Genomic DNA, 25654 nt, shown 5'->3' with positions numbered 1-25654 from the left:
TAAGCCGTCGCCTCTAGCTAAGGCACTTTTCTTGGTCAAGAAACGCGAAATTTGTTATCCAGCTCACTGACGCCCAGGCCAGTTTTTTTCGAAACATGGAGCTGGGTAGGAATGCGTTCTTTCATCGCTTCAATGTGACTGATCACCCCGATCATCTTGCCGGAGGCATTAAGATTATCCAGCGCATCCAGCGCCACATCCAAGGTCTCGCTATCGAGCGTACCAAAACCTTCATCGAGGAACAGCGAGTCGATGCTGGTCTTGTGGCTGACAAGATCAGAAAGCGCCAGCGCGAGTGCCAGACTGACGAGGAAGCTTTCCCCGCCTGATAAGGTTTTGGTATCACGCTCAATATCACCCTGCCAGGTATCCAGCACACTAAGTTCCAAGCCTTCCCCCTGCTTGCGGTTCAGTTGGTAACGTCCATGGATTCGGTCGAGTTGTTTGTTCGCCAGATACACCAGATTATCCAGCGTCAGCCCCTGAGCAAACTTACGGAATTTATCGCCTTTTTGTGAGCCAATCAGGGAATGCAGATACTGGATATCATCGTATTCCGCACGCAGGCGTTCGATCTCAGCAAACAGCGCCTGTTGGTTTTCTCGTCTTTGATGATCCGACGCCAAAGCATGGCTCAGCTCACCACTTCGGCGCACAAGCGTATCCACGGCCTCTGATTTTGCCGTTAGCGCAGATTCCACCTCATCATGCGAAGTTTGCTTCCACACTTCTGCCTGGTCATGGGCTAGTACTTCAACCACATGCTGACAGGCTTTCTCCAGCAACACTTTGCCACCTTCAAGGGCATTTTCCAGCGCGCGTTTATCGGTAAGTAACTGTTGTTTTTCTTCCTCCGGAAGCAACGCAGCTTGGAACATTTCCAGAGAATCAAAAGGCGAAGCCCCAAGGCTTTCTTCCCATTGGGATGCATAACTCTGTGCCTCGGCATTCAGCGATGCCAGCGACTGAGTTTGGCTTGCGACTTCTGCCTGAATCGCGCGCAGATCGCCCAGACATTGCTGCGCAAAGGCTTGTGCTGCTTGATGGGAAGCTTCCCCTTGTTCCGTCTGAACAGCAGCGCGGCGCTTTTCATCTTCCACCAGCTTGTCACCAAAGAGCTCAGTGCGTTTTGCTTTCGCAGCTTCAAGCTTGCCGGTCAGCGAATCAATCTCAGACTGAAGCGCGCCCAGCTGCTCAGCCAATGTATGGTGCTCTTTCATACAATTTGAAAGCTCAGCCTCAAGCAATGCCACCTCTTTGGCCAAGACTTCTTTTTGCTGCTGGTTTTGCTCCCATTTTTCGGCGTCTTGCTTTCTCGACGCCAACCAGACTTGAAGCTCATCATGCTCAGGGGCTTGGTAACCACTGTCTGCGATTTGTTGGCTCAGCACGCTTTCGAGGGTCTCGAGGTAATCCAGCTTCTGGCGCTTATCAGCGGCCAGCTTCTGCGCTTCCTGTTTTTTGCTTTCTATAGTTACCGACAGAATGGAGAAGTGTTTCTCAGTGCTATCCAATGCACGGATAGCCTCATCCCAATGCAGCTTTGCCTGCTGCAGGGTTTTCTCTTGTGCTTTGAGTACATTCAAGGTTTGGGTCAGTGCATCACGCTGCTGGGTTTGCTGCTCGTTGAATGCAACATAGGCGTCACGCTGTTCGATAGTCAGAGCGAATTTGAGTGTTACTGCCGCCTGTGCCCATTGCTCGCTAAGCGCCAATTGTTGCTGCTGACAACGCAGGAGATGCTTATCCAGCTCTTCGATGTAACGCTTCGCCGCCTCAAGCTTCATACCGGTCTCTTTGCCCGTATGCTCGAGATCTTTCAATGCCACCTCTGCTGCTGATTTTTGCTGCAGGGTTTCAGAGACATTGAGGACAGCTCCAGACAAGGCCGGATGCTCGGTGGAGCCGCAAAGCGGGCAGGTTTCATGTGGCTGCAATGCCCCACGATATTGCGCAAGATGTTCTTCCTGACTGACAAGCTTGGACAGTGCCTCTATCAGTTGCTTTTTGTCTTTGTATTGCTGTCGAAGCGAAGTAACTTCAAGCTCTAAGCTTTTGGCTTGTTGAGTCTGTTCCGCCAGCGTTTGGCGCTTTTCCGCGCTCTCTTTATCCAGTTCCAGCCATTGCTGCTGCCATTGGCCTAACTGGAAGTAAGTGGAAAGTTGCGCATTTAGCTGCTCGCGCTGTTTATCCAGAGCGTCAACATCACCGTTTGAGGTTGCTTGCTTGAACGCATCTTGCTGGGTTTCCCAAGCGTGTTTGGCTTGTTCGCTTTGGCTAAGTGCTGCCTGTTTCTCTTTCTCGGCATTTTCCGCTTTCGCGATCTCTGCCTGCAATTGGGTATTAAGTTCGGTTTCGTATTCAGTCAGTTTGCCAACCGCATTTTGTTCTTGCGCGATCTGCTTACCCATCTGTTCCCATTGGCCAAGGTGTTGTTTAAGCTGGCCCGCAAATTGATGGGTGGTCAAGTAAGTGGAAACGGCTTCCAGAGCCTGCTTTTTGGTCTCTAGGTTCTCTGTGGTTTTTTCCTGTGATGAAGACAGATCAGCCTGCTTCGTTTTCAGGCCCACCTGTTGCTGCAAAAACTCCTGCAGCCGCAGAGATTGGTGTTTGATGTCGGTGTCGAGCGGCAAGACTTTCTCACTGATAAGCTCTTCCAGCTTGCTTTGCTGGGTTTTCGCCAGTGTGAGCGCTTCTGAAACTTTCACTAACGCTTCGTCAGCCTGCGCGCTCTTTTCTGTGTTGGCTTTCAATGCTTCCTGTTTGGTGGCCAGCAAAGCGGTCGTTGATTCCACGCTTTTCAAAGAAGACTGCCAACGCTCATAAGGCATGCGAAGCTTTTCCGCTGGCTCACTGTGGGTGAGTTTATCCAGTTGTGGTTTGGCTGCCTTCCAGTTTTCTTCTGCAGTTTGTAGCTGTGCTTCGGCCTGATTTTTCTCTTGATGGCTTTTTTGGTGCTCTTTCCACCATGTAAGGTGCGCCGTAAGATCGGCCTGTTTTTCGCGCTCACTCTTGAGCAAAGCTTCTGTTTCTTTCTGCTCCTTTTCGAGCGCTTCAAGCTCCTCGCTATTCAGCAACTGTACGCCTTTCGCTTCGGCCTCTTTCTGGCTCAAAGCCTGCTTTGCTGCAGCAAAATGCTCATGCACTTTTTCAGAAATCCGGCCGTAAATTTCTGTTCCAGTCAGTTCTTCTAAAAGCTCTGCACGCTCGTTTTCCTTAGCATTCAGGAAAGCGGCAAATTCACCCTGAGAAAGCATCATTGATTTGGTAAAGCGGGCAAAGTCGAGACCCGTAACACGCTCAACCCATTCATTTTTCTGCTTCACCTGTGTGGCCAGTACCTTGTCGGTTTTCGCGTCCACCAGCTCCACATCCGCTTGCTGTAAATTACCGTCCGCTTTTCCACGGGAGCGGCGCATGCTCCAAAACGCGCGGTACGGGTGGCCTTTTACTTCGAATTCTACTTCGGCAGAACACTCCGCCGTGCCACGGGTCATGATTTCATTGCTGGAAGTGGAGATCAGCCCCAATCGTGGGGTCTGGTGATAAAGCGCCAGACAAATCGCATCAAGCAGTGTGGTTTTACCTGCGCCCGTTGCGCCGGTAATGGCGAACAGGCCATTGTCTGAAAATGGTGTTTGGGTGAAATCAATCTTCCACTCGCCTTTCAGTGAGTTCAGGTTTTTAAAGCGAAGGCTCAGGATTTTCATTCTTCACCCTCCGCATGCTCGACTTCCGCCACAATTTTGGTGAACTGGGTTTGAATCCGCTCTTTACGCGCAAGTTCGTCCTCCCCTTCAAACACCTCGAGAGCCAGTCGCTTTTGGAAAACATCATTCGGTGTCAGCTCAGAAAGGGTTTCTTTCGCCTCTTGTGTCAGCGCCTGAGCTTTTGGCCCACGGGTGCGCTGAAGCTGTAACACCTCTACATTGAGCCCTTCAGTCATCAGTTGAATACGTTGTTGCAAATCAGATAGATAGTCCTGCACAGAGACCTCAATGTGCAGCCAGACAGCTTTTGGATCATCATGTTCCAAATACTCTGAAAGCTGTACTTCTATCTCTTCCAGTGACCCCTTTAGGACACCCATAGGCTGAAAGCTCGGAACGCTGATCGGCTCGATACGCGCGCGCTGGTCGCCGCCGAATTCCACCAGCACCACCTGCTTGTTGAATTTGAGTTCATCAAAGCTCAAAGGGATCGGAGAACCGCTGTATCGAATATGCTCTGACTTGGCGACAATCTGCGGGCGGTGGATATGCCCCAGGGCAATGTAGTCGGCTGGCGGAAAGCCATCTGCCGCAAAGCCATCAAGCGTACCAATGTAGATATCACGCACGGATTTAGATGGGCTCACGCCAAGCGCGGTTAGGTGGCCCGTCGCGATAATTGGCACTTGCCAGCCGTTATCATCGCGCAGCTTCACTGCTGCCTGATACAACTCATGGTAGTGGGATTTAATGGCATCGCCCAGCGCTTGGCGTTTGTCAGTGCCGGATTCGCCAGCTTGACTGGTCAACACATCGCGCGGGCGCACGAAAGGCACCGCGCACACAATCGCACCGATTTCGCCATCGTGGTTTTTCAGTGTAATGAGTTGGTCTTGCAGATCGTCGCTGGTGTTTGCCACCACATGGGTATGCAGGCAAGCCAGCAGGGATTTGGATTCTCTGAGCGTGGAAACCGAGTCATGGTTACCGCCCAGCACCACCAAAGAACAGTTGCGCTGACTGATGGAAACCACAAACTGGTTATACATTTCACGGGCGTAACTTGGCGGCGAACCTGTGTCGAAAACATCTCCAGCTACGATGACGGCATCAATCTGATTTTTATCTATTTCCTGTAAGAGCCAGTCCAGAAAAGCCTGATGTTCCTGCTTGCGGCTTTTGGTGAAAAAGTTTTGCCCTAAATGCCAGTCTGACGTGTGGAGTATTTTCATTGAAAGGTGTGCGCCTGTTCTTGTGCTCAGTGCCTGATTGTACCGTATTTGAAGCGACATTCTCTGCCTGATGCAATACCATGTGGCCTTTGTCATTACCGGATGGATAAAGCCTCGCCATGATTTGGTTCAAGAATATTTTCACCTACCGCCTGACCCGAGACATCGACCTCGACCCGGAGCATATTGAAAAACAACTGTCTGAATTCCGCTTCACGCCTTGTGGCAGTCAGGACATGCAAAAGTTCGGCTGGACCACCGCGCTGGGTAAACACGGCGACATGATGACGCACGTCAGCGATGGCAACATTCTTATCTGTGCCCGTAAAGAAGAGAAAATGCTGCCAGCCTCAGTGATCAAAGATTCACTGACCGCCAAAGTGGACGCGATGGAAAAAGAACAAGGCCGTCCGCTGAAGAAAAAAGAAAAAGATAGCATCAAAGATGACATCGTCATGGACCTACTTCCACGTGCGTTCAGCCGAATGAGCCAAACCTACGCGCTGATTATGCCAAAAGCGGGTCTGGTGCTGGTTGATGCGGGTAGTTCTAAGAAAGCGGAAGACATCCTCGCGCTGCTGCGCAAATCCCTTGGCAGCCTGCCAGTGGTACCTGTTGAAACCAACAAGCCGGTTGAGCTGGCAATGACTGAGTGGGTTCGCTCTGGCAACGCACCAAAAGGTTTCGAAATTGGTGAAGAAGCTGAGCTGAAAGCCATTCTGGAACAAGGTGGCGTGATCCGTTGTAAGCAGCAGGATCTATCGAGCGATGAAATTCTGGCTCACATCGAAGCAGAAAAGTTAGTGACTAAGCTGGCGATGAACTGGCAAGACCGCATTGAGCTGATGCTGTGTGATGACATGTCCATCAAACGCATCAAGTTCTCAGAAGAACTTCGCGACCAGAACGCGGATATTGACCGTGAAGATGTGGCGCAACGACTGGATGCAGACCTGTCACTGATGTGCGGTGAGCTGGGTGCTTTCCTGCCAAATCTTCATGAAGAGCTTGGCGGTGTCGACAAAGGCGAGTAATCCTCTTCTGCGCTTTGCCAAAAACAGAAAACGGGGCTTAGAGCCCCGTTTTTTTATTCCTTTGGTTCGTGCTTACTTGAACTGTGCTTTCAGCATTTTCTTATCGTAAGCCGCGACAGATTTCTTAAAGTCCGTCATTTCAGCACGCGCGACAGACGTCGCCATTGGAATCTTCGCCGTCATCGGGTTCACCGCGCGGCCACGAATCAACAATTCGTAGTGAATGTGCGGGCCGGTAACACGGCCACTTCGACCAGACAGCGCAATACGTTGACCACGGGTCACACGCTGACCTTTACGCACCAAAATCTTACTGTTGTGCAAGTAGCGGGTTTTGTACTGGTTACCGTGGTCGATCACCACGTATTTGCCTGCGTAAGGGTGATTACGCACCATCACTACCACACCATCACCGGTAGAAACCACAGGCGTACCTGTTCTCACCGCGAAGTCAGTCCCGTTGTGCGGCGAAACACGGCCAGTAACCGGGTGTTTACGACGTGGGTTAAAGTGCGAGCTGATGCGCTCTTTACGGTTAGTCGGATAACGCTGGAAGGCGCGTTGCAGACTCTGGCCGTCTTTGTCGTAGTAGTTACCATCAGTGTGCAGGTAAGCCGTGATCGGTCGGCCACGACGTTCAATACGGATCGCTTTAATTTCACGCGCTCCACTCGCCTGCCCATCCACAAATTGCTCAGCACGAACGACTTCAAACTTATCTCCGGCGCGAAGATCGCGAGAGAAGTTCATCTTGTCCTTGAGCAGATTGGTAATCACTTCCACATCGTTGTAACTCAGGCCCGCACGACGCGCCGAGACCGAGAAACTGCCTTCAATATCGCCAACAGTGACAGTTTCAACCCAAGTCCCCAGAATCGACACTTCGTTGAATTCATAGCTGCCATCATCAAGTTGTACATATTGCACTTTCGAGGCGATATTGAACTCAAGCTCTAGTTTTTGCAGATGTTTTCCATCAGAGTCAACCCAAAACCGCAGGATGTCATTGGGTTGCAGGGTATCGATGCGAAGGTGGTTAAGGTCAGCTTCCATCAGCTTTAACAGGTCACTATACGGAATGCCGAGCTTCATGAAGATTTCGCTCAGACTGTCGCCCGTCTGAATCGTATATTCGTAAGCAGGAAGGTCGACGGCACTTTCCGTCTTTAACGGTTCTTCTTTCTGAATAAAAGAAGGGACGACAGATTCTGGCAGATTGAGAGGGACAATCCGGATCGGCTCTTGTTGTAGCGTATTAAAGGATACTGCTACCGTCACGAGCGACAAGCCCATCAGGCCAAGCATCGATTTAGACAGCATGCTAAATCTCTTGGTTTTCTTTTCGTACATCAGTCCACATCTCAATGTTGCTGGTTCTTTCGCCTTTAAAAAGCCGAGAATACCCTTACAACCTACATACCTTTCCAAACTTGTGTCAAATCATTCACTAAAAATGAATGAAGACCTGAATCTTCCAAAAGACAACCTTTTCTGCAAATGGTTTCCCGATCGGAACTGGCTATGTTAACAAGATCACAGTAAAATCGCCCGCTTCCCCGCACCACTTTTTGATGCGGCCTGACTTATACTCAGAATTAGTAGAAGCAATGACTATGTTTGTACCAGAACTTTTGTCCCCAGCCGGTAGCCTGAAAAACATGCGCTACGCCTTTGCCTATGGCGCTGACGCGGTATATGCCGGCCAACCACGTTACAGCCTTCGAGTGCGTAACAATGAGTTCAACCACGAGAACCTGCAAATCGGTATCGATGAAGCGCATGCGCTTGGCAAGAAGTTCTACGTGGTATGTAACATCCAGCCGCACAACTCAAAGCTGAAAACCTTTATCCGCGACCTGAAGCCAGTGGTTGATATGGGCCCTGACGCGCTGATCATGTCTGACCCAGGTCTGATCATGATGGTACGTGAAGCATTCCCTGAAATGGCTATTCACCTGTCTGTACAGGCGAACGCGGTGAACTGGGCGACGGTTAAGTTCTGGCAAAACCAAGGCGTTGAGCGGGTGATTCTGTCGCGCGAACTTTCGCTGGAAGAAATCGAAGAAATCCGAAACGAAGTGCCTGAAATGGAGCTGGAAATTTTCGTTCACGGTGCACTTTGCATGGCTTACTCTGGCCGTTGTCTGCTGTCTGGCTACATCAACAAACGTGACCCTAACCAAGGCACCTGCACCAACGCATGCCGCTGGGAATACAAAACAGAGAAAGCGACTGAAGACGAAACAGGTCAAATCGTCGAAATCCAGCCTGCAGCATCGGTTCAAATCCAAGAAGCTGAAGAGCGTCCAGACAACACCATTGGTCTCGGCAAGCCTACTGATGAAGTGGTTCTGCTGAGCGAAGCGCATCGCCCAGACGAAAAAATGGCGGCGTTTGAAGATGAGCACGGCACTTACATCATGAACTCGAAAGATCTGCGTGCGATTCAGCATGTAGACCGTCTGACTAAGATGGGCGTTCACTCGCTGAAAATCGAAGGCCGTACCAAGTCTTTCTACTACTGTGCACGTACCGCACAGGTTTATCGCAAAGCAATTGATGATGCCGTTGCAGGCAAACCGTTCGATGAAACCCTGATGACCACGCTGGAAAGCTTGGCTCACCGAGGTTACACCGAAGGCTTCCTGCGCCGTCACACCCACAGCGAATACCAAAACTACGACTACGGCTACTCAGTGTCTGACAGCCAGCAGTTTGTGGGCGAATTCACCGGTAAGCGCCGCGAAGGCATGGCGGAAGTAGAAGTGAAGAACAAATTCATCACTGGTGATTCACTGGAGCTGATGACGCCGAAAGGCAATGTGGTCTTCAAACTGGACGCCATGGAAAACCGCAAAGGTGAAACGATTGACGATGCGAAAGGCAATGGTCATTTCGTTTACATTCCGGTGCCGGAAGACATGGATCTTGAATTTGCGCTGCTGATGCGTAACCTGACCGACGGTGCGAACACCCGTAACCCAAATGCTCCACAAGCGGTGAGTGCGTAATCGATGGCACTGCTGATCACCGAGAAGTGCATTAACTGCGATATGTGTGATCCTGAATGTCCGAATGAAGCGATTACATTCGGCGCAGAGATCTACGAAATTGATCCGGACAAATGCACGGAATGCGTGGGTCACTATGAAAAGCCAACCTGTCAGTCGGTATGCCCTATCACCAACTGCATCATCATTGATCCTGACAATCAGGAAACCAATGATGAGTTACTGGAAAAATTCGTCAAACTCCAGGGTTTGGTTTAAACATTACTGGGTTAATAAAGAAAAGCGCCTTTCGGCGCTTTTCTTGTATCTAAACAAGGAGAATTACTGGGTTAATACCACCTCGCACTGACCCGGTTTTATCTTCACCCGCTTTTTCTTGGTGGTAGTCACTACTGTTTTTGTCTCGTCGACAGGTTTCGGGCGCCAACTGATAAGCTCAGCGCCACACCCATCACCCGCTGGCGGTGCATTCTGGGAAATACAGTTTAAGCTGCCTTCAGGACATTGAAGCCTGACATGCATGTGGTAATGATGTCCCCACCAAGGGCGAACCTTGCGTAGCCAGTTTCTGTCTTCCCATGCCATTTCACACAAGGTCTCTTTAATCACAGGGTGGACAAAAATACGCGCCACTTCTGGCTCAGATGCCGCCACTTGAAACAGGATGGCATGCTCTTTCATCCAGTTATCACGTTTCAGTGCGTAATTCTGCAAATCCACCATGCTGACGGCCGTCGGACTTTCCAAGGAATCTTTGGTTAATGATTCCGGCGCAAAGCTCAGCCAGATATCAGCGTCTAATCCCGTCTGGTGGCTGGAATGTCCTTTGGTGAAATTACCACCGCGCGGCATGGAAATATCTGCAATCATCAAGTCGTCCAAGCCGAACCCTTTGGTTTTTCTGGCCAGCTTGGAAAGATAAGCAATCATGCTCGGGTGGCCGTAATAACGGTTCCTTGAAGGACGAATTACCTGATACCCTTCCCCTTTCAGTGGCAAGGCTTCACCACCACTCAAACATCCATTGGCATAACTACCAATCGACTGCTCAACGCCGAGATACGGCTCCTGTATCTCCTCCCAAGGATTGGCTTCTGCTGGCGACATCACCATCCATAATCCAAGCAGAAACATGAAGATAAACAGAATCATCAGAAGGTCTTTTTTCATGGTGTCACCACCTAAAAAGGGATTATTTGAATCTTAGCAGTCAGGACTTAGGGCAATCAGAGAAGGTTACGGAGAGTGCTTAATTCTGCCGAGAAGATCAAAAACAGGCGGGAAAAATAGAAGATATAACAAAGGGGAGCCATGCTCCCCTTATTGATGAGCTTAGAAGCCCCAGTTCAGTCCCAGACGGATGTTACGACTCGCTTCGAGTGGACCGTTGTAATCTTCGCTAAGGCTAGATTGATCGCGGTAAGCCTTATCAAAGACGTTTTTCACAGAGGCGGTCAGTGTCAAGTCTTCACCGGAAATTGGCATCCACTGTGCGTAAATATCATGCACGCCATAGCCAGGTTTTTCTTCGGTACCTTCTGGCACATCTGTCAGGCGGTCAACAAAGCGGCCCGTCCAGCCAAACTCCAGATTTTCGTTAGCATAGTAGCTCAATGAGGTTACCAGCGTGTCACCGATAGAAGTACCGATGTTCATGCTGCCATCGTTAAGTGGCTCACCGTTAAATTCAGGTTGCGCTCGGCTGAAGCCAATCGTCGCAGTGAGGCTATCCAGCTGGTATGCAGCGGTGATGTTGAAGCCTTTGTTGTCCAGTGTGCCGCTGTTTTCGTAAACAGTGCTGTCGCGATCTACCACGTCTTCAATTTCGCTATCAAAGACCTGCGCTGACACATAACCGTTGTCGAAGCTCCAGTTCACGGTAAACTCGGTATTTTTCGCCGTTTCGCCTTTACGGTCCTCCGAGCTATACACGTAGTCCAGCAGCCAAAGTTCGCCCACTTGAGGGCCACGGAACGCTTCTGCGTACCCCAACACGACATTCAGATCTTTGGTGATGTAGTAAGTCACTGCGGCATTCGGACTGAAACCGTTGTCTGAAATATCGGTGCCTTCAGAGCGGGTATCACCATCACGCAGACCTTCATCCAGAGAATAACGGTCATAGCGCGCACCAGCGCTCAGAACCAGTGATTCTGTTGCGTTGTAATCACCCTGAACATAGACACCAAACTGATCGCCCTCGTCTTCAAACGTTTGGCCACTGCCGCTGAATGTAGAGGTATCCTGACGGAAATCAGTACCATAAATCAGAGTCAGTTTTTCAAGCGCTGATGTGTTGCGGATATCACCACCGACAGTTTCAGTGTTACCGACATACGTTCCCCAACGAGGGTCATTCAAACGCTCAAGTTCAAGATCGGTGTAATAAAAAGTGGTATCGAGGTTTAACCACTTACTGTTCGGCGCTAAGACATAATTCAGTGTCGCTGTATCGCGATAGGTTTCTTGCTCAAGCGGATAGTTTCTCGAGAAGTCACCCATATGAGGGCGGGCATAGCGTGTTGCTTTGTCTTCTTTGCGCTCATAGCTGACAATAAGCGTTTGGTCGTCAGTCAACTCACCAACGATTTTAGCGAATCCTGAGCCATTGCGGAAACCAGTATGCTCAGCCTTGTTGCCGTTACCATCTTTATAGTCATCTTGGTCGTTATAACCCAGAGAAGCCAAAACGCTAACGCTATCTGTTATCGCGCCATAACCACTGGCAGTCGTTTTAAAACCATCAGTGTTGTCGTTAAAGACGGTTTTTACGCGACCACCAAACTTTTCACCTTCAGCTAGAAGAGCACGGGGATCTTTGGTCTTCATTCGAATAGCACCACCCAACGCACCGGCACCGTCAGTCGCGCGGCCAGCGCCTGCAGAAACCTCAATTTGCTCGAGTAGTTCAGGCTCGACAAACAGGCTACCTTGGTGGTGGAATAGCGAACCTGACTGAACCGCACCATCAATGGTTACGTTCAGCATGGTGTCTTCGAGACCACGAACATAGACTTTCTGCGCATAGTCAGTGCTGCCGCCCACAGAGACTTCAGCACTTGAACGGAAGATATCGTTCAGGTCGTTCGCCTGAATGGCATCCAACTGATCAGAATCGACGAACACTTCTGGTGCTGCCTGGGTATTTCCAGTGACAACGATAGTTTCGTGGTCATCTGTATTGGCGATGGCAGATTGAGAAAACAGAGCGGCGATAACAGCGGCACTGAGTGGAGAGATTTTAAAAGAGCTTCCTTGAAACATTACAACGTCCTGCAACTACAATGATAATGATTCGCATTATTATTCATTGATGCGTTGTGCTGTAAACGCCTTTTACAACTGTTACAAAGTCAGCCTAATAAAACTAATCTATTGATAAATAACTATACCCAAACAACCTGAAGATACTTGTATTCAGAGGTCATGAATGCGTTCAATTCGAGGCAAATTTCGCGAGGAATAGTGGTTCTATTTCTGTGGAATTTAACGAAGAAGTGGGCGCATTGATGGCCTCCCTTCGGGCGAGTTGACTTGCGCCGTGCTCTTTGTTGTCCCTTTTTGACGGAGGTGACTACACCTGCAAAGGGACGCCGCGATCACACCACCAGTCAAGCTCGCTGAATCCTTCATCTTCAGGTTGTTTGGGTATAAAAAAATAGCGCCAGATGGCGCTATTTAAGTGAAGCAATATCCTTTGCCATGGGCGGTCTGTAATCGCTCAGCCGCCATGCCGACCCCCACCAGCTTCTTTCGCACTCTGCTCAAATGCATATCAAGACTGCGATCGTATTTTTGGAAGTCCCTAGCCAATACCTGCCTGTAGAGAAAGTCTTTGGGCAATACCTGATGCTGCTGGAAAACCAATGTCCAGAGCAATTTGAACTGAATTGGTGTGACGGAAACTTCATCTCCATCATAGAAAACTGTCTGATATTTTCTGTCCAGTACCAATTCGTCAACCACCAATTGGGTTTTGCTTTCTTTGGCAGGAAGCTGTGCGCTTCGCCTTAGCACAGCAGCGGCACGCCAAACGATTTCATCCAGGGGCTGCTGCCTCGTTATATAGTCATCAGCGCCAAACAAAAAGCAGTTCATGCAATCATGGTGATTGTAAGTATCATCCAGCATCAGAATCGGCGTTGTGGCCTCTTCCCGGTAGCGTTTCAGCAAACGAAAACCTTCCATTTCAGGCAGGTCGGCAGCAAAGATGACAAGATCGAGATTGGTGGTTCTATAGATGTCTGAAGCCTGTGAATCAGAGGTACAACGCCTGATGGCGAAGCCTTTCTCATTGAATCGATGTATCAGCTTTTCGCAATACGTCCGGTTTCTGTCAACAATCAGGATTTGCCCTGCCGATGGAGCACTATGTAGGGACATTCCGTTACCCAAAGGTTATTAACTCATAAACGATAATGATTTCGATTATCAATATCGTCATTTAAAGTTAAAGTATGAACCTGCTTTAGAGAGATCAAGATCACATAATTAGGTTTAGTAATCTGGACAGCCAACAACTCTTGACGAGTTATCTTTCACTAAGCTCAGTTTCATTTCATCCAATGCCGCTTTGTCATCCAATAATGTCTGTTTCACGTTATGTCCAAACCATTCTAACGACGCCGTCGCGTTGGGCTTACTGAGCACCTGCGGCAGAAACTGTTGGTAGTCCATTGCTCCTTCCAGCAACGGCACCATGCCGTATCGACTCCCTGCTGGCGAATAGACGTTTTCCGGAGAGAAAACGGTTAGCAGTTCGCGCGAAAGCACATTCTTGAGGTGATAGTGGCCAACGTGCTCTTCTATCTGCTGGTGAAATTGAGCCGGATCCTCGCCGGACTCCCACACATGCAAGGTGTCGTAATTAAGCTTCAGTGCAGAGTGATCAACTTCTTCAATCAACTGTACGATTGACGATGAAGTATCAGCCAATGTGCCGGGATGAGTTTCTACCAGCACATCCAAACCCTGATCGGCGGCGTACTCACAGATCCCTCTCAGGCGCTGAGTCATTTTTTTGCGCGCTATTGCTCCCACTTCGCTACTCGCTTGGTGGCCGGCAAAAGTTCGCACCTTTTTGGTATCCCACTGTTTTGCCAAACGGCAGATGTGTCGGCATTTTTGCCAGGCATTACGCTTATCGCCCGCAATGGGCAAATAGTCACTCAACATGGAAATCGATAGTCCCATGTCATTGAGCCATTTGGCATCATATTGTGGCTGTGCCTCCAGGCTCAGGGCATGAGCTCCCCAAAGCTCAATACCCTGAAACCCGTGGCAACAAGCCCATTCCGCCAGATTGTCCATAGAAACAAGCTGGTGTCGGAATGAAATGGTACAGATTGAAAGCTGCATATCAGGCAACCTCAACTGCCGCTTCAAGCGGTAAATCGTTCAGTTCACACCAATCACGATAGACTTCGTTGAGACGTTTTTTGATGCGAAACTCCGTGCGATCCTGCTTATTTAGCAAGGCGTAGATCTCAACCTGCAGATCCAAATCACCGGTTTCTGCCAGCTTCATGATTTGGTATTGGATCCGACTATAGGCTTGGATGAGCTCTTCAATCACATCACACCAGATCTCAAAATCATCATCAGGCAGACCAAGCGCACGCCAGAAGAAAGCGAAGCCGTGCTCGTAGGCATATTTGCGCACAGCAATCACCCGAATTTCACGCAATGCCAATGACAGGTCCGTGAGTTTTATCCCTGCATAGCCGCGGACATGAGCGTCCAGAATACGTCGAATTGCACTCGTCAACGGGTTGCCGTCAGCAATAAAGCATGCCTCAAAGTACGCTTGAACATCGCGGTCATCCGCATGCTTTAAACCGGTTTCATCCAGCAGGTAGCCGCCTTCCACACTCGGTTGGGAAATCGCATTGAAGATACGCGCGCTTTCGAGCTCACCTTCCCAACGGAAATCCGGATCGGACATAAACAGGGTTTTCGGATCATGGGTGTTCTCAAGCATCACATAGTGCGGAAAAGGGTTCTGGTTGAACTTATTCTCACGCTCCGGTAATTGATACATATCCAGCATCACCATCAGGTGTGAGGTTTCTGCTTTGGTTGCCAACAGACGCTGCATTTCTTCAATGTTGTCTTGTTTGGTTTTGCCTTCGTCATACCAAGGAGCCAGTGCCACACCATACAGGCGGTGGTACCAATCAAGGAAACTGCCATGGTTTATCTCGTCGGAGTGGTATTGAAGCTGGTAGTTCTCACTGATGGTGAAGGTCGCATCCCAAACGCCGAAGTAAAACGGACGGTGATCAATGCCTTTTCGCTTCAATGACTCACAGACGCAACTTACAAAGCAATGTACTTTAACGTCTTCAAATTCTTCCTCCTGCGCTTTTGGGGCAGGCTCATTACGCTCAATGCGACACAGAAAGTCCGCCAGACTGGAAACCGTCGAATAGTCTGCCGCGGTAATATTTTCCTCCGGCACGGTCAATCCCAGATCCAACTCAAGGTGCAGGATTAGCTGAAGGATCAGCACCGAATCCAGATAAAGGTCTTCATTCAGCCTTGCACTCTCACTGAATTTTTCCATGTGGGCATTTTGCATGTTGTCGCTCAATACCTGGCGAATGGATGCAATCAATTGTTCGCGTTCCATGGGCGCTCCTTAACCTATTGCTGGAATGGAAATTTTGCTTTGAGACAGCACGTTACGGTTGATCTTTCCGTTGGCCATCTTTTCAATCACTGTGCATTGCTCGATGTCGACGGGCAGTTGGTAGGATGCCAGCCGTGTCGAACACCATTTTCGGATCCGGCTTGGTTCTAGTGCATCGCTTGCTACAAACTGCAGACAGACCCGTTCACCTGATAGCGGATCCGAGCGTTTGAAGACCACAGCTTCGGAGATCTCTGCGATCTCAAGTACCACGTTCTCAACGTCCTGTGGGTACACATTCAGGCCAGAGACATTAATCATGTCGTCTGCACGGGAAACGAAGATCAACTGACCCTGCTCATCGAAATAGCCAAGATCTTTGGTGAAGATGATGTCATCCCCTTTTTGCACCACGATCTCTCCCGGTCTTGAAGTGTCGATACCGGCATTGACCTTGAGATGTCCAAGCGGGGTACCTATGTGATTCGCCGCTTTGGTATCCGAGTTAATGGCAATACAGCCAGCTTCTGAGCACCCATATTGCTGGAAGACATGTTTGGCTTTTTCACGCAGCGCCTCAAACCAGGCTTTTGGAAGCACAGTACCTGAGGTCATCACGGCATTCAGTTGTTGACCTTTCGGGTAAAGCTGTACCACTGAGTGAATCAATGCAGGGGACGAATACAGCAAGTGATCCGGCGTCGTCATCAGCTTTTTCAGCAGGAATTTCGGATTAATGTTGTTAATAATGACTGGTGATTGACCACGCTTCAGTGCCACAAATACGCCAGCAATCAAGCCATAGGAATGGGTGATCGGGCAGGCAATCAGTGGCGTCATCTTGTTCGGCTTTTTGAACTTCGCGACGTAGCTTTCTACTTCTTCGTCGATTGAAGACCAGCTTCGGGTGATCACCTTTGGTTCACCGGTGGTACCGGAACTGGTTTGCACCAGCACAGCCAAGTCATCATCACCTTCCCGCTGAAGCGACATCGCAGGTTGCCCTTGTTCAAATAGCAGGACGTGGCACTGGGCGCGTGTTGCTAATCGTTTGGCAGCAAGACGGGGCGTCGGTGCGAAAATAGGGTAAAAAGAGCCGCCATTGGCTTTCAGGTACAAACACACCGCCAGCAGATAAGCAGGATCTTCTGTGCAAACAGCAAAACGCTTCCCTGCGCAGCTGCCAAGTTCAGGGTGTGAGCGGAATGCTTCGTTACTTCGCTCAAAGAATTCATGACTGAAAAAGTCATCATTTACGTAAATCATAACGTCCCTATTTTTGAGAATATTTATGAAATGGGTTGGGCACCACATGGTGACACTCAGCCTGGCTTCCTTTGAACTTTCGGGTCATAAGAGACTCCGTCAGTACCTGCGCCTCGGTGTAGCCAAGTTGCTGCAAGCGGCTATCAAGTTCTGGGTGGTCATCGGCATAGTCTTCGAGCTTTTGGCCTACTATGTTCCAAAAGTTCTGCTCACTCATGCCGTAGCTTTTTTCTATGAGGAAGGAGACCTCTGTCAGGCTGTAAATAAAGAGGGTGTCCATCACCAATTCACGCAAAAGCTCCACCGAACTCATGCCGTAGTAGTCATCGATCGGAGCATCTGCGAGGAAAGGTTCAATGGAAGCAAAGTCTGGTAACCATTCTGGATTGGCCAGAAATGGCAGATGATATTCTACGCTTTCATGGAAATCCCGGACTATAACCCGTTCCGGCCAGCCATCACGATGGACCAACACCATGTTCTGACCATGAGGTTCAATACCAATGCCGTGTTTGACCAGCAAGTGCCATACAGGCAGCACCACGACATCGATTAAGCGGCTCAACCAGATATTCAAGCCATAGGTTTCTACCCAACCAGCAATGAAAGGTAAGCCGTCATCTTCAAGCATCATCAATGCATTGAAGGGAATCGCTGACTCACCCTCGCGCAATTTGGGCTGCACACTTTCGCGGAAAATAACCGCTACTTCTGAAGCAAGCGGAGACGTTTCAGATGTCATCCCAGGCACATGGAAACGGGCACCTGCATATTCTTCCAAAATAGAGAGCGCCGACAGTTCGAAGTCACTTTCAATGATTCGGTTGAGCCAAGTCGAAACCACTGGCGCCATACAAATAGAGTGCGGTGCCAATGTGCGCTTCGATGAGGTATTCACCATGCTCAAAGGCAATTTGATATTGGCTCTATCGGAATAGCTGGCGTTCATCAAGGTGCGAACAGATTGTGATGCGGTGTATTGATCAGCTCCCAAGCCCAGAAATATCAGGGTTTGATCCGCAAGTGGCTCAAGCAATTGTTCTTGCCTCAACTGTTGCCATTGCCATGGATGCATGGGCAACAGCGAATATTCATCCCAACTTTTGTCCTGTGCACTCAATGCCCCAGATAATCTTAACCATTGAGTTCGGCCAAGCTCTCTGAGCCAGAAAGCGTCATGGGGTTGTGGCAAATTTTGTTTGATGTGAGTGCGCTTAACGGCTAGCCAACATAGGTAGAAGGGCTTGGAAGATTCAGGGCCGTAAGCTTCATGATCTGCAGCACTGAATCCGGTACGCGCCTTGAAGGAAGGATGGTATGGATGTCCTTCATCAAGCGAGCCTTCCAAGGTTTCAAAATCCTGGTAGCGACGGGATTCAGGCTTACTGACGTGTCGACGGTTCCACTCGCAAAGGGCAGCTGTTTGTGAGAACTCCTCGGCAAGCGCGTATTTGGTTTTCTCTGTTGCAGGTAAATCTTCAATTATCTGCTGCCAATGCGCAGCAACATTGGCGCAAACACCATCGATACAGAGCGACTGAATATCGAGTCGATAGCGACCAAATGCGCCTCGCTGACCTGAGATAAGATATTCTCTTCCCCCAAGCTTCCAAACAAACTTCCCTTCTTTGTCAGAGACTTCAACGCAATTTTCAAACAGTACCGCTTCTAACAGTTGCTTGATGACTCTTACAATCGCTGACAAGTTCTGGCTATTAGGCAGAGGCATAGTTCACCTCCATCGGCTCTTCCAGACATGTCATCACAAGCGGGTTGGAAATCGTGCAGTAGATAGCTTGTTCGTTATCTGCCAGCAGTTCATCAACATCATGAACACGGGTTAGCAAGTTGGCTTTTACCGGGATAGCTGATTCTGAAAGCAGCCTTTCGACAAACAGTTTTCCCGCACCGGAAAGGGTGTTTCTCAGCGCATAGAGCCTCTGCTGAACGAAGCTGATAAGAATTCGCTCTTCAACCAGACCATCTGCTCCCATGCGGCCAATGATGGAGAACAGATGGTTGATGAACAGGTAATAAGCAAAACGATCGCAGATAACATCGTCATCGAAATAGAGAGAGTCTACGGTGACAGAATCTGGCTCCATGATTGCCAGATATCCACGATACGCTTTGGAAAGGTAGAAGCCCTGGTTATCACGGAAGTAATAAACCGACGGAAGCCCCTCTTTCATCTCAATCACACTGTTTTGCTGGTGAGCTTCAAGCGCAATGCCATGCTCGTCATAGAGCGCAATCATTGGCTCTATCGCGCATTCCCAGTACTTGGCAAACCACTTGATGGCAATGCGCAGGTAATCTGATTCATTTCGGTTCGCAAGCTTGCTGATGACGTCATAAAGCATTGAGCTTTCACCTGGCATTGGAGACTGAGTCAATGCCGCGATGGTAACCACATCTTGAGCCTTGCCTTCAGGGAAAGGATTCTCCCGTATGATGACTTCAAAACCACTTTCTTCTTGACCAGACAAATCGACAGTAATGTATGCGGGATCTGTAATGACCTTGAAGCAGGCATGGCGCTCACTGAAACCTGTTTTGCGATATAAGGTCGCCATGACCACACCAGCATCCAACTCATGGCGTTTGTTAACACGCAGTGAGTTGGTGATTTTTACTGGCAGGGAGAATTTGTACATCCAATCCAGATTCGGGTGATAGAGAGAGCGCACAGAAGACGTGGCGGTAAACTCTGGGCCATAACTTCCCAAATCCTTAATATCGCCCGTCTTTATCAACGCTCGAATATCGTTTTGATGAAGAAGCCACTGCGCTTGAAGGGGATGCATGGGAACCACAATGTGAGTTTCTGGTTTATCCGCCGCAGCAGGCAAAGATTCAGTGATCACTTCTTCTGCGGTCAACGGGATCGCAGACCGTTGCTTGATCAGAGCGCGATCAATACTGAAGTAGTGAAGGGGAAAGCGCCCTTTAGTTTCAGGTGCATAGAATGCATGATGATATTCCAGCATTCCTTGACGGCTTTTCGGTGTGGGGTGTTGCCAGTGACCAAAAAGCAATGATTGTTCAGCGTCAATGAAATTTGGCTTGCTGAGCGATGGATCGCCACGACGTTCTTCAATGTATTGCGTCATTAATCGCTGGCTCTCTATCACACGCAGCATGAGCTCTTGCTTGCATTCAAAAGCGGCTGACTTTGCGTGGAAGATCCCTTCGATCAGTTGTTGTAAAGCATGCGTCTCTGAGACCACTTTCCAAGAGAACTTATCAAATTGAATCAGTACTTCGCCAAATCGGTGATTCCCCACCAATGAGCGGTACTCAACATTTACGGCAAGCTTTCCTACTAAATGTGGCAGTGAAATCTCGACAATCCACTTGTCTTTTGCCACATCCCCCAATCGGCCCACCGACATCTGCCAGCGTGAAGCGGGAGACCAATCTCCAGCGTCGACCTCTTTCAGATAACAGTTAAAGAATGCTTGAAAGGATGCTTTCTCTGCGATGTTGCTGGCTATCTGACTCACGTTTCCCTCGCCTTATACCAAGCGCGCCTGAATGGCGTTTAATCTGATAAGGCCAAGGATCCTAATTGATATTAATTCTCATTACACTAAAAGTTACCATTGTTACAACACGTCATAAGGTAAGTCCCACATCACCTTTACTGCACGTGAACATGGCTTTCTCTTCACGCATCATGACCGTCCATTATTCTCTCTACACAAAGATTATGACTTCCAAGAACCGTGTGTTGGACGCACCGATAGTCCCGACCTTCTTCTATTTCGCCATTCCTTCATTTATTGGCCTCGTTGCTATATCCAGTGCCAGCATTGTTGATGGGATGTTTGTCGGCAGATTTCTGGGTGCTGACGCGCTAGCAGCCATCAACCTGCTCATTCCTTACATCACGTTTGTTTTCGCCGTGTCTTTGATGATTGCAATTGGCGGGACTGTTCAAGCAGGGGAACATATAGGCAAGGACGAACTTGATAAAGCCAATGCAGCCTTTACGCAGTCAATGTTAGGCGCATTTGGGTTCAGTACGTCGATGGCGATGATCAGCTCCATATTCAGCACAGAACTCTTTTACTTTCTAGGCGCCCCAGTTTCACTTCATCCGCTCATGGAGCGCTATTTCAGTGTTCTCACCGTCTGCATGATTGTCCAGCTGACCACCATGGTGCTCTATTATTTTGTACGCGCTGATGGTTTCCCAATGCTCGCAACCGCCGCGCTGATGGTAGGCGCAGCGACCAACATTACTCTTGATTACGTTTTCCTGGGAGTACTGGGACTTGGGATTGAATGGGCGGCGTGGGCAACAACCTTTGCACAGTTACTTCAGTTGTCGGTGCTTATTTTCTATTTCGCGAAACCTTCGAGAACCTTGTCGCTCTCTAAAGCGGGATTGGAGATACGGAAGTTTGTGAGCGCGCTTATCAACGGCGCTTCGGAATTCATCAATGAAATTTCCGTAGGTATCGTTATCTTCACCGTACATTGGTTACTGATGAAAAATGGCGGTCAGGAAGCGGTCGCGGGTTTTTCAATTGCTAACTACATTTTGTTCGTCAGCATGATGATGTTCTACGGCGTGGTCGATGCTATCCATATTTTAGTCAGTCAAAACAAAGGGGCGGGTAACCTGCACCGTATCAATCGTTTCATGGCACTCGCTGCAACTACGATCGTATTTATTAGCAGTGCCTTGGTTTATCTATGCCTTGTAAAACCCGATACAGTTACCGAGCTTTTCCTTGCAGATCTGGATGAGAAAGCATCTTCACACGCTCTCAGTTACATCGCCATCATTTGGCCATGTCTTGTGCTAAGCGGAATTAACGTTCTTATTTCCGCTTACTTCACCGCAATGCAACTGCCAAAGCAATCAGCAGCCATCGCGTTGAGTCGAGGGTTGGTACTGCCTGTTTCACTGATCTTCGGTTTAGTAATTTTCTTTAAAGACCAACACTTTCTTACTGCGCTTCCTCTCGCCGAATTCTTTACCCTCCTCATTGCCTGCTCTCTGTTTATCAGGCAACAAAAGCAAATGAATGTAAAAAGGCCTCTAGCGACCAACAATGCTTAAACGACAAAGCCCTGCTGAGTCAGCAGGGCTTTATATATTATCGAGTCATCTTCCTGCCTGTCCTTCCACAATCAACATCAACATGCCCAGTTGAATCACGAATTCATGGTCACACTTTAAAGAAGACTCAAACCATAAAGAAGTGAAGCTGAGGATGGGCTGCAAAAAGGAGCTCTAGTCGCGCACAGTAAGTGGTACTTACTTCTGGCACTGCGGCAAAGTGAGCAGAATTATTCTGGATCGCACATAGCTAAAAACTCAGCCTTTCGTCCGGGACGCGTAGTCTGAGGTTTCTTTGAGAAGTGGCGGAACGGCCGGGCTGGCGCACCAGTGGGACTCAAAGGGGACACCTGATTGCGCACGGCTGGTGCCACGACCCAAGGTGCGTAGCACTTTTCCGGGTAGCAGATAGCAAAAAACCTCAGCATTTCTGCTGAGGTTTCTAAGAAGTGGCGGAGCGGACGGGACTCGAACCCGCGACCCCCGGCGTGACAGGCCGGTATTCTAACCAACTGAACTACCGCTCCACACTTAAATTGGAAGCCTGGCGATGTCCTACTCTCACATGGGGAGACCCCACACTACCATCGGCGCTGTTACGTTTCACTACTGAGTTCGGCATGGAGTCAGGTGGGTCCATAACGCTATGGTCGCCAAGCAAATTCTAAAATCTTGGAAAGTGACTTTGTTTGTTCTCGTTCTTACACATTCAAGGTTCTCTCTCGAGTCCGTCAAAACCCCTTGGGTGTTGTATGGTTAAGCCTCACGGGCAATTAGTATCAGTTAGCTCAACGCCTCGCAGCGCTTACACACCTGACCTATCTACGTCGTCGTCTCCAACAACCCTTTAGAGGACTTTAAGTCCTAGGGATGACTCATCTTGAGGCTCGCTTCCCGCTTAGATGCTTTCAGCGGTTATCGATGCCGAACTTAGCTACCGGGCAATGCCACTGGCGTGACAACCCGAACACCAGAGGTTCGTCCACTCCGGTCCTCTCGTACTAGGAGCAGCCCCTCTCAATCATCCAACGCCCACGGCAGATAGGGACCGAACTGTCTCACGACGTTCTAAACCCAGCTCGCGTACCACTTTAAATGGCGAACAGCCATACCCTTGGGACCGACTTCAGCCCCAGGATGTGATGAGCCGACATCGAGGTGCCAAACACCGCCGTCGATATGAACTCTTGGGCGGTATCAGCCTGTTATCCCCGGAGTACCTTTTATCCGTTGAGCGATGGCCCTTCCATTCAGAACCACCGGATCACTATGACCTGCTTTCGCACCTGCTCGAACCGTCATTCTCGCAGTCAAGCGGGCTTATGCCATTGCACTAACCTCACGATGTCCGACCGTGATTAGCCCACCTTCGTGCTCCTCCGTTACGCTTTGGGAGGAGACCGCCCCAGTCAAACTACCCACCAGGCACTGTCCTCAACCCCGATGAGGGGCCCAAGTTAGAACATCAAACATACAAGGGTGGTATTTCAAGGTCGGCTCCACACAAACTGGCGTCTGTGTTTCAAAGCCTCCCACCTATCCTACACATGTAGGCTCAATGTTCAGTGCCAAGCTGTAGTAAAGGTTCACGGGGTCTTTCCGTCTAGCCGCGGGTACACAGCATCTTCACTGCGATTTCAATTTCACTGAGTCTCGGGTGGAGACAGCGTGGCCATCATTACGCCATTCGTGCAGGTCGGAACTTACCCGACAAGGAATTTCGCTACCTTAGGACCGTTATAGTTACGGCCGCCGTTTACCGGGGCTTCGATCAAGAGCTTCGTCCGAAAACTAACCCCATCAATTAACCTTCCGGCACCGGGCAGGCGTCACACCGTATACGTCATCTTTCGATTTTGCACAGTGCTATGTTTTTAATAAACAGTTGCAGCCACCTGGTATCTGCGACTCTCAATAGCTCCATCCGCAAGGGACTTCACCATGGGCAGCGTACCTTCTCCCGAAGTTACGGTACCATTTTGCCTAGTTCCTTCACCCGAGTTCTCTCAAGCGCCTTGGTATTCTCTACCCGACCACCTGTGTCGGTTTGGGGTACGGTTCCTGATAACCTGAAGCTTAGAGGCTTTTCCCGGAAGCATGGCATCAATGACTTCATCACCGTAGTGACTCGACATCGTGTCTCAGTGTATGGCGTCCCGGATTTGCCTAAGACACCCACCTACGCACTTGAACCTCGACAACCGTCGCGAGGCCCACCTAGCCTTCTCTGTCCCCCCATCGCAGTTATCAGCAGTACGGGAATATTAACCCGTTTCCCATCGACTACGCCTTTCGGCCTCGCCTTAGGGGCCGACTTACCCTGCCCCGATTAACGTTGGACAGGAACCCTTGGTCTTCCGGCGAGGAGGTTTTTCACCCCCTTTGTCGTTACTCATGTCAGCATTCGCACTTCTGATACCTCCAGCAGCCCTTACAGACCACCTTCTACGGCTTACAGAACGCTCCCCTACCCAGATATAAATATCTGCCGCAGCTTCGGTGTATCGCTTAGCCCCGTTACATCTTCCGCGCAGGCCGACTCGACCAGTGAGCTATTACGCTTTCTTTAAATGATGGCTGCTTCTAAGCCAACATCCTGGCTGTCTGAGCCTTCCCACATCGTTTCCCACTTAGCGATAACTTGGGGACCTTAGCTGGCGGTCTGGGTTGTTTCCCTCTCCACGACGGACGTTAGCACCCGCCGTGTGTCTCCCGGATAGTACTTACTGGTATTCGGAGTTTGCAAAGGGTTGGTAAGTCGGGATGACCCCCTAGCCTTAACAGTGCTCTACCCCCAGTAGTATTCGTCCGAGGCGCTACCTAAATAGCTTTCGGGGAGAACCAGCTATCTCCGAGTTTGATTGGCCTTTCACCCCTAGCCACAAGTCATCCGCTAATTTTTCAACATTAGTCGGTTCGGTCCTCCAATTGATGTTACTCAATCTTCAACCTGCCCATGGCTAGATCACTCGGTTTCGGGTCTACGTCATGCAACTCATTCGCCCAGTTAAGACTCGGTTTCCCTACGGCTCCCCTATGCGGTTAACCTTGCTACATAACGTAAGTCGCTGACCCATTATACAAAAGGTACGCAGTCACCTAACACGTAGGCTCCCACTGCTTGTACGTACACGGTTTCAGGTTCTGTTTCACTCCCCTCACAGGGGTTCTTTTCGCCTTTCCCTCACGGTACTGGTTCACTATCGGTCAGTCAGGAGTATTTAGCCTTGGAGGATGGTCCCCCCATCTTCAGACAAGATAACACGTGTCCCGTCCTACTCGTTTTCACGTTAAATAAGCCGTCGTGTACGGGGCTATCACCCTGTATCGCGCCACTTTCCAGAGGCTTCCACTAACTCATAAAACGCTTAAGGGCTAATCCGGGGTCGCTCGCCGCTACTGCCGGAATCTCAATTGATTTCTTTTCCTTCGGGTACTTAGATGTTTCAGTTCCCCGAGTTCGCCTCCACACACCTATGTATTCAGTGTGGGATACTGGCTTATGCCAGTGGGTTTCCCCATTCGGACATCCCAGATTCAAATGGCTGTTACTGCCTTATCTGGGCTTATCGCAAGTTACTACGTCCTTCATCGCCTCTGACTGCCAAGGCATCCACCGTGTACGCTTAGTCACTTAACCATACAACCCCAAGAGGTTTCGTAGGTTTAAACAACCAAGGTGTTCTTATAAGAACA

The 25654-nt window shown here is 49.5% G+C and carries 15 protein-coding genes, 1 tRNA gene and 2 rRNA genes; 4 read left to right on the top strand and 14 right to left on the bottom strand.

Annotation, left to right across the window (positions count from 1 at the left end; translation table 11 throughout):
• Window positions 1-35 precede the first annotated feature (35 nt).
• Window positions 36-3710, bottom strand: a complete 3675-nt coding sequence (locus VP504_RS14575) for an AAA family ATPase (protein ID WP_325891803.1) — start codon at window positions 3708-3710, stop codon at window positions 36-38.
• Window positions 3707-4942, bottom strand: coding sequence for an exonuclease subunit SbcD (gene sbcD / locus VP504_RS14570; RefSeq protein ID WP_325891802.1), 1236 nt, complete (start codon window positions 4940-4942; stop codon window positions 3707-3709). Before sbcD ends, VP504_RS14575 begins: the two co-directional genes overlap by 4 nt.
• A 122-nt stretch (window positions 4943-5064) precedes the next feature.
• Here sbcD and rdgC point away from each other — a divergent pair, with 122 nt between their 5' ends.
• Window positions 5065-5976, top strand: coding sequence for a recombination-associated protein RdgC (gene rdgC / locus VP504_RS14565; protein WP_325894055.1), 912 nt, complete (start codon window positions 5065-5067; stop codon window positions 5974-5976).
• Window positions 5977-6048: 72 nt separating this feature from the next.
• On the opposite strand, the gene VP504_RS14560 is transcribed toward rdgC, so the two are convergent.
• Complete coding sequence (locus tag VP504_RS14560; protein WP_325891801.1) at window positions 6049-7326, bottom strand: peptidoglycan DD-metalloendopeptidase family protein; 1278 nt, start codon at window positions 7324-7326, stop codon at window positions 6049-6051.
• 263 nt (window positions 7327-7589) lie between these two features.
• Here VP504_RS14560 and trhP point away from each other — a divergent pair, with 263 nt between their 5' ends.
• Together trhP and VP504_RS14550 are read left to right on the top strand one after the other, a co-directional pair.
• Window positions 7590-8987 (top strand): prephenate-dependent tRNA uridine(34) hydroxylase TrhP, encoded by a 1398-nt coding sequence (gene trhP / locus VP504_RS14555; protein WP_325894054.1) that lies wholly within the window; start codon window positions 7590-7592, stop codon window positions 8985-8987.
• 3 nt (window positions 8988-8990) lie between these two features.
• Window positions 8991-9245, top strand: a complete 255-nt coding sequence (locus tag VP504_RS14550) for a YfhL family 4Fe-4S dicluster ferredoxin (RefSeq protein WP_325891800.1) — start codon at window positions 8991-8993, stop codon at window positions 9243-9245.
• 63 nt (window positions 9246-9308) lie between these two features.
• Here VP504_RS14550 and mepA read toward each other — a convergent pair whose 3' ends face one another.
• The 8 genes from mepA to VP504_RS14510 form a co-directional block, all read right to left on the bottom strand.
• Window positions 9309-10157 carry a penicillin-insensitive murein endopeptidase gene (gene mepA, locus VP504_RS14545; RefSeq protein ID WP_325891799.1) on the bottom strand — a complete coding sequence of 283 codons (849 nt, stop codon included), beginning with the start codon at window positions 10155-10157 and terminating at the stop codon, window positions 9309-9311.
• Between the two features lie 162 nt (window positions 10158-10319).
• Window positions 10320-12251 carry a TonB-dependent receptor domain-containing protein gene (locus tag VP504_RS14540; protein ID WP_325891798.1) on the bottom strand — a complete coding sequence of 644 codons (1932 nt, stop codon included), beginning with the start codon at window positions 12249-12251 and terminating at the stop codon, window positions 10320-10322.
• A gap of 414 nt (window positions 12252-12665) precedes the next feature.
• Window positions 12666-13370: a response regulator transcription factor gene (locus tag VP504_RS14535; protein ID WP_325891797.1), complete on the bottom strand. Its 705-nt coding sequence runs from the start codon at window positions 13368-13370 to the stop codon at window positions 12666-12668.
• A 114-nt stretch (window positions 13371-13484) separates the two neighbouring features.
• Entirely contained in the window at window positions 13485-14345 is an 861-nt protein-coding gene (locus tag VP504_RS14530; protein ID WP_325891796.1) for a sugar phosphate isomerase/epimerase family protein, read from the bottom strand.
• A gap of 1 nt (window position 14346) precedes the next feature.
• Window positions 14347-15618, bottom strand: a complete 1272-nt coding sequence (locus tag VP504_RS14525; protein ID WP_325891795.1) for a DUF6005 family protein — start codon at window positions 15616-15618, stop codon at window positions 14347-14349.
• 9 nt (window positions 15619-15627) lie between these two features.
• Window positions 15628-16884 (bottom strand): AMP-binding protein, encoded by a 1257-nt coding sequence (locus tag VP504_RS14520; protein WP_325891793.1) that lies wholly within the window; start codon window positions 16882-16884, stop codon window positions 15628-15630.
• Window positions 16885-16891: 7 nt separating this feature from the next.
• The gene (locus VP504_RS14515) at window positions 16892-18613 is read right to left on the bottom strand and encodes an IucA/IucC family protein (protein WP_325891792.1); all 1722 of its coding nucleotides are present in this window, start codon (window positions 18611-18613) and stop codon (window positions 16892-16894) included.
• Window positions 18600-20390, bottom strand: coding sequence for an IucA/IucC family protein (locus VP504_RS14510; protein ID WP_325891791.1), 1791 nt, complete (start codon window positions 20388-20390; stop codon window positions 18600-18602). The genes VP504_RS14515 and VP504_RS14510 overlap by 14 nt, the downstream gene beginning before the upstream one ends.
• 152 nt (window positions 20391-20542) lie before the next feature.
• Here VP504_RS14510 and VP504_RS14505 point away from each other — a divergent pair, with 152 nt between their 5' ends.
• The gene (locus VP504_RS14505) at window positions 20543-21958 is read left to right on the top strand and encodes an MATE family efflux transporter (RefSeq protein ID WP_325891790.1); all 1416 of its coding nucleotides are present in this window, start codon (window positions 20543-20545) and stop codon (window positions 21956-21958) included.
• Between the two features lie 450 nt (window positions 21959-22408).
• Here VP504_RS14505 and VP504_RS14500 read toward each other — a convergent pair.
• The 3 genes from VP504_RS14500 to VP504_RS14490 all read right to left on the bottom strand — a co-directional run bounded on the left by VP504_RS14500 (window position 22409) and on the right by VP504_RS14490 (window position 25598).
• A tRNA-Asp gene (locus tag VP504_RS14500) sits at window positions 22409-22485 on the bottom strand.
• A 15-nt stretch (window positions 22486-22500) separates the two neighbouring features.
• Window positions 22501-22616: ribosomal RNA gene (rrf, locus tag VP504_RS14495) — 5S ribosomal RNA — on the bottom strand.
• A 94-nt stretch (window positions 22617-22710) separates the two neighbouring features.
• A 23S ribosomal RNA gene (locus tag VP504_RS14490) occupies window positions 22711-25598 on the bottom strand.
• Between the last annotated feature and the right edge of the window lie 56 nt (window positions 25599-25654).

This window comes from Grimontia sp. NTOU-MAR1 (assembly GCF_035758505.1).
Classification (GTDB): Bacteria; Pseudomonadota; Gammaproteobacteria; order Enterobacterales; family Vibrionaceae; genus Enterovibrio; species Enterovibrio marinus.
Note: the sequence above shows the minus strand (reverse complement) of the source record. Positions and strands in the feature narration are given on the sequence as shown.

Coding starts and splice junctions, on each gene's coding strand:
- VP504_RS14575 (WP_325891803.1), bottom strand. CDS start 3,710: ATGAAAATCCTGAGCCTTCGCTTTAAAAACCTGAACTCACTGAAAGGC.
- sbcD (WP_325891802.1), bottom strand. CDS start 4,942: ATGAAAATACTCCACACGTCAGACTGGCATTTAGGGCAAAACTTTTTC.
- VP504_RS14560 (WP_325891801.1), bottom strand. CDS start 7,326: ATGTACGAAAAGAAAACCAAGAGATTTAGCATGCTGTCTAAATCGATG.
- trhP (WP_325894054.1), top strand. CDS start 7,590: ATGTTTGTACCAGAACTTTTGTCCCCAGCCGGTAGCCTGAAAAACATG.
- VP504_RS14550 (WP_325891800.1), top strand. CDS start 8,991: ATGGCACTGCTGATCACCGAGAAGTGCATTAACTGCGATATGTGTGAT.
- mepA (WP_325891799.1), bottom strand. CDS start 10,157: ATGAAAAAAGACCTTCTGATGATTCTGTTTATCTTCATGTTTCTGCTT.
- VP504_RS14540 (WP_325891798.1), bottom strand. CDS start 12,251: ATGTTTCAAGGAAGCTCTTTTAAAATCTCTCCACTCAGTGCCGCTGTT.
- VP504_RS14535 (WP_325891797.1), bottom strand. CDS start 13,370: ATGTCCCTACATAGTGCTCCATCGGCAGGGCAAATCCTGATTGTTGAC.
- VP504_RS14530 (WP_325891796.1), bottom strand. CDS start 14,345: ATGCAGCTTTCAATCTGTACCATTTCATTCCGACACCAGCTTGTTTCT.
- VP504_RS14525 (WP_325891795.1), bottom strand. CDS start 15,618: ATGGAACGCGAACAATTGATTGCATCCATTCGCCAGGTATTGAGCGAC.
- VP504_RS14520 (WP_325891793.1), bottom strand. CDS start 16,884: ATGATTTACGTAAATGATGACTTTTTCAGTCATGAATTCTTTGAGCGA.
- VP504_RS14515 (WP_325891792.1), bottom strand. CDS start 18,613: ATGCCTCTGCCTAATAGCCAGAACTTGTCAGCGATTGTAAGAGTCATC.
- VP504_RS14505 (WP_325891790.1), top strand. CDS start 20,543: ATGGCTTTCTCTTCACGCATCATGACCGTCCATTATTCTCTCTACACA.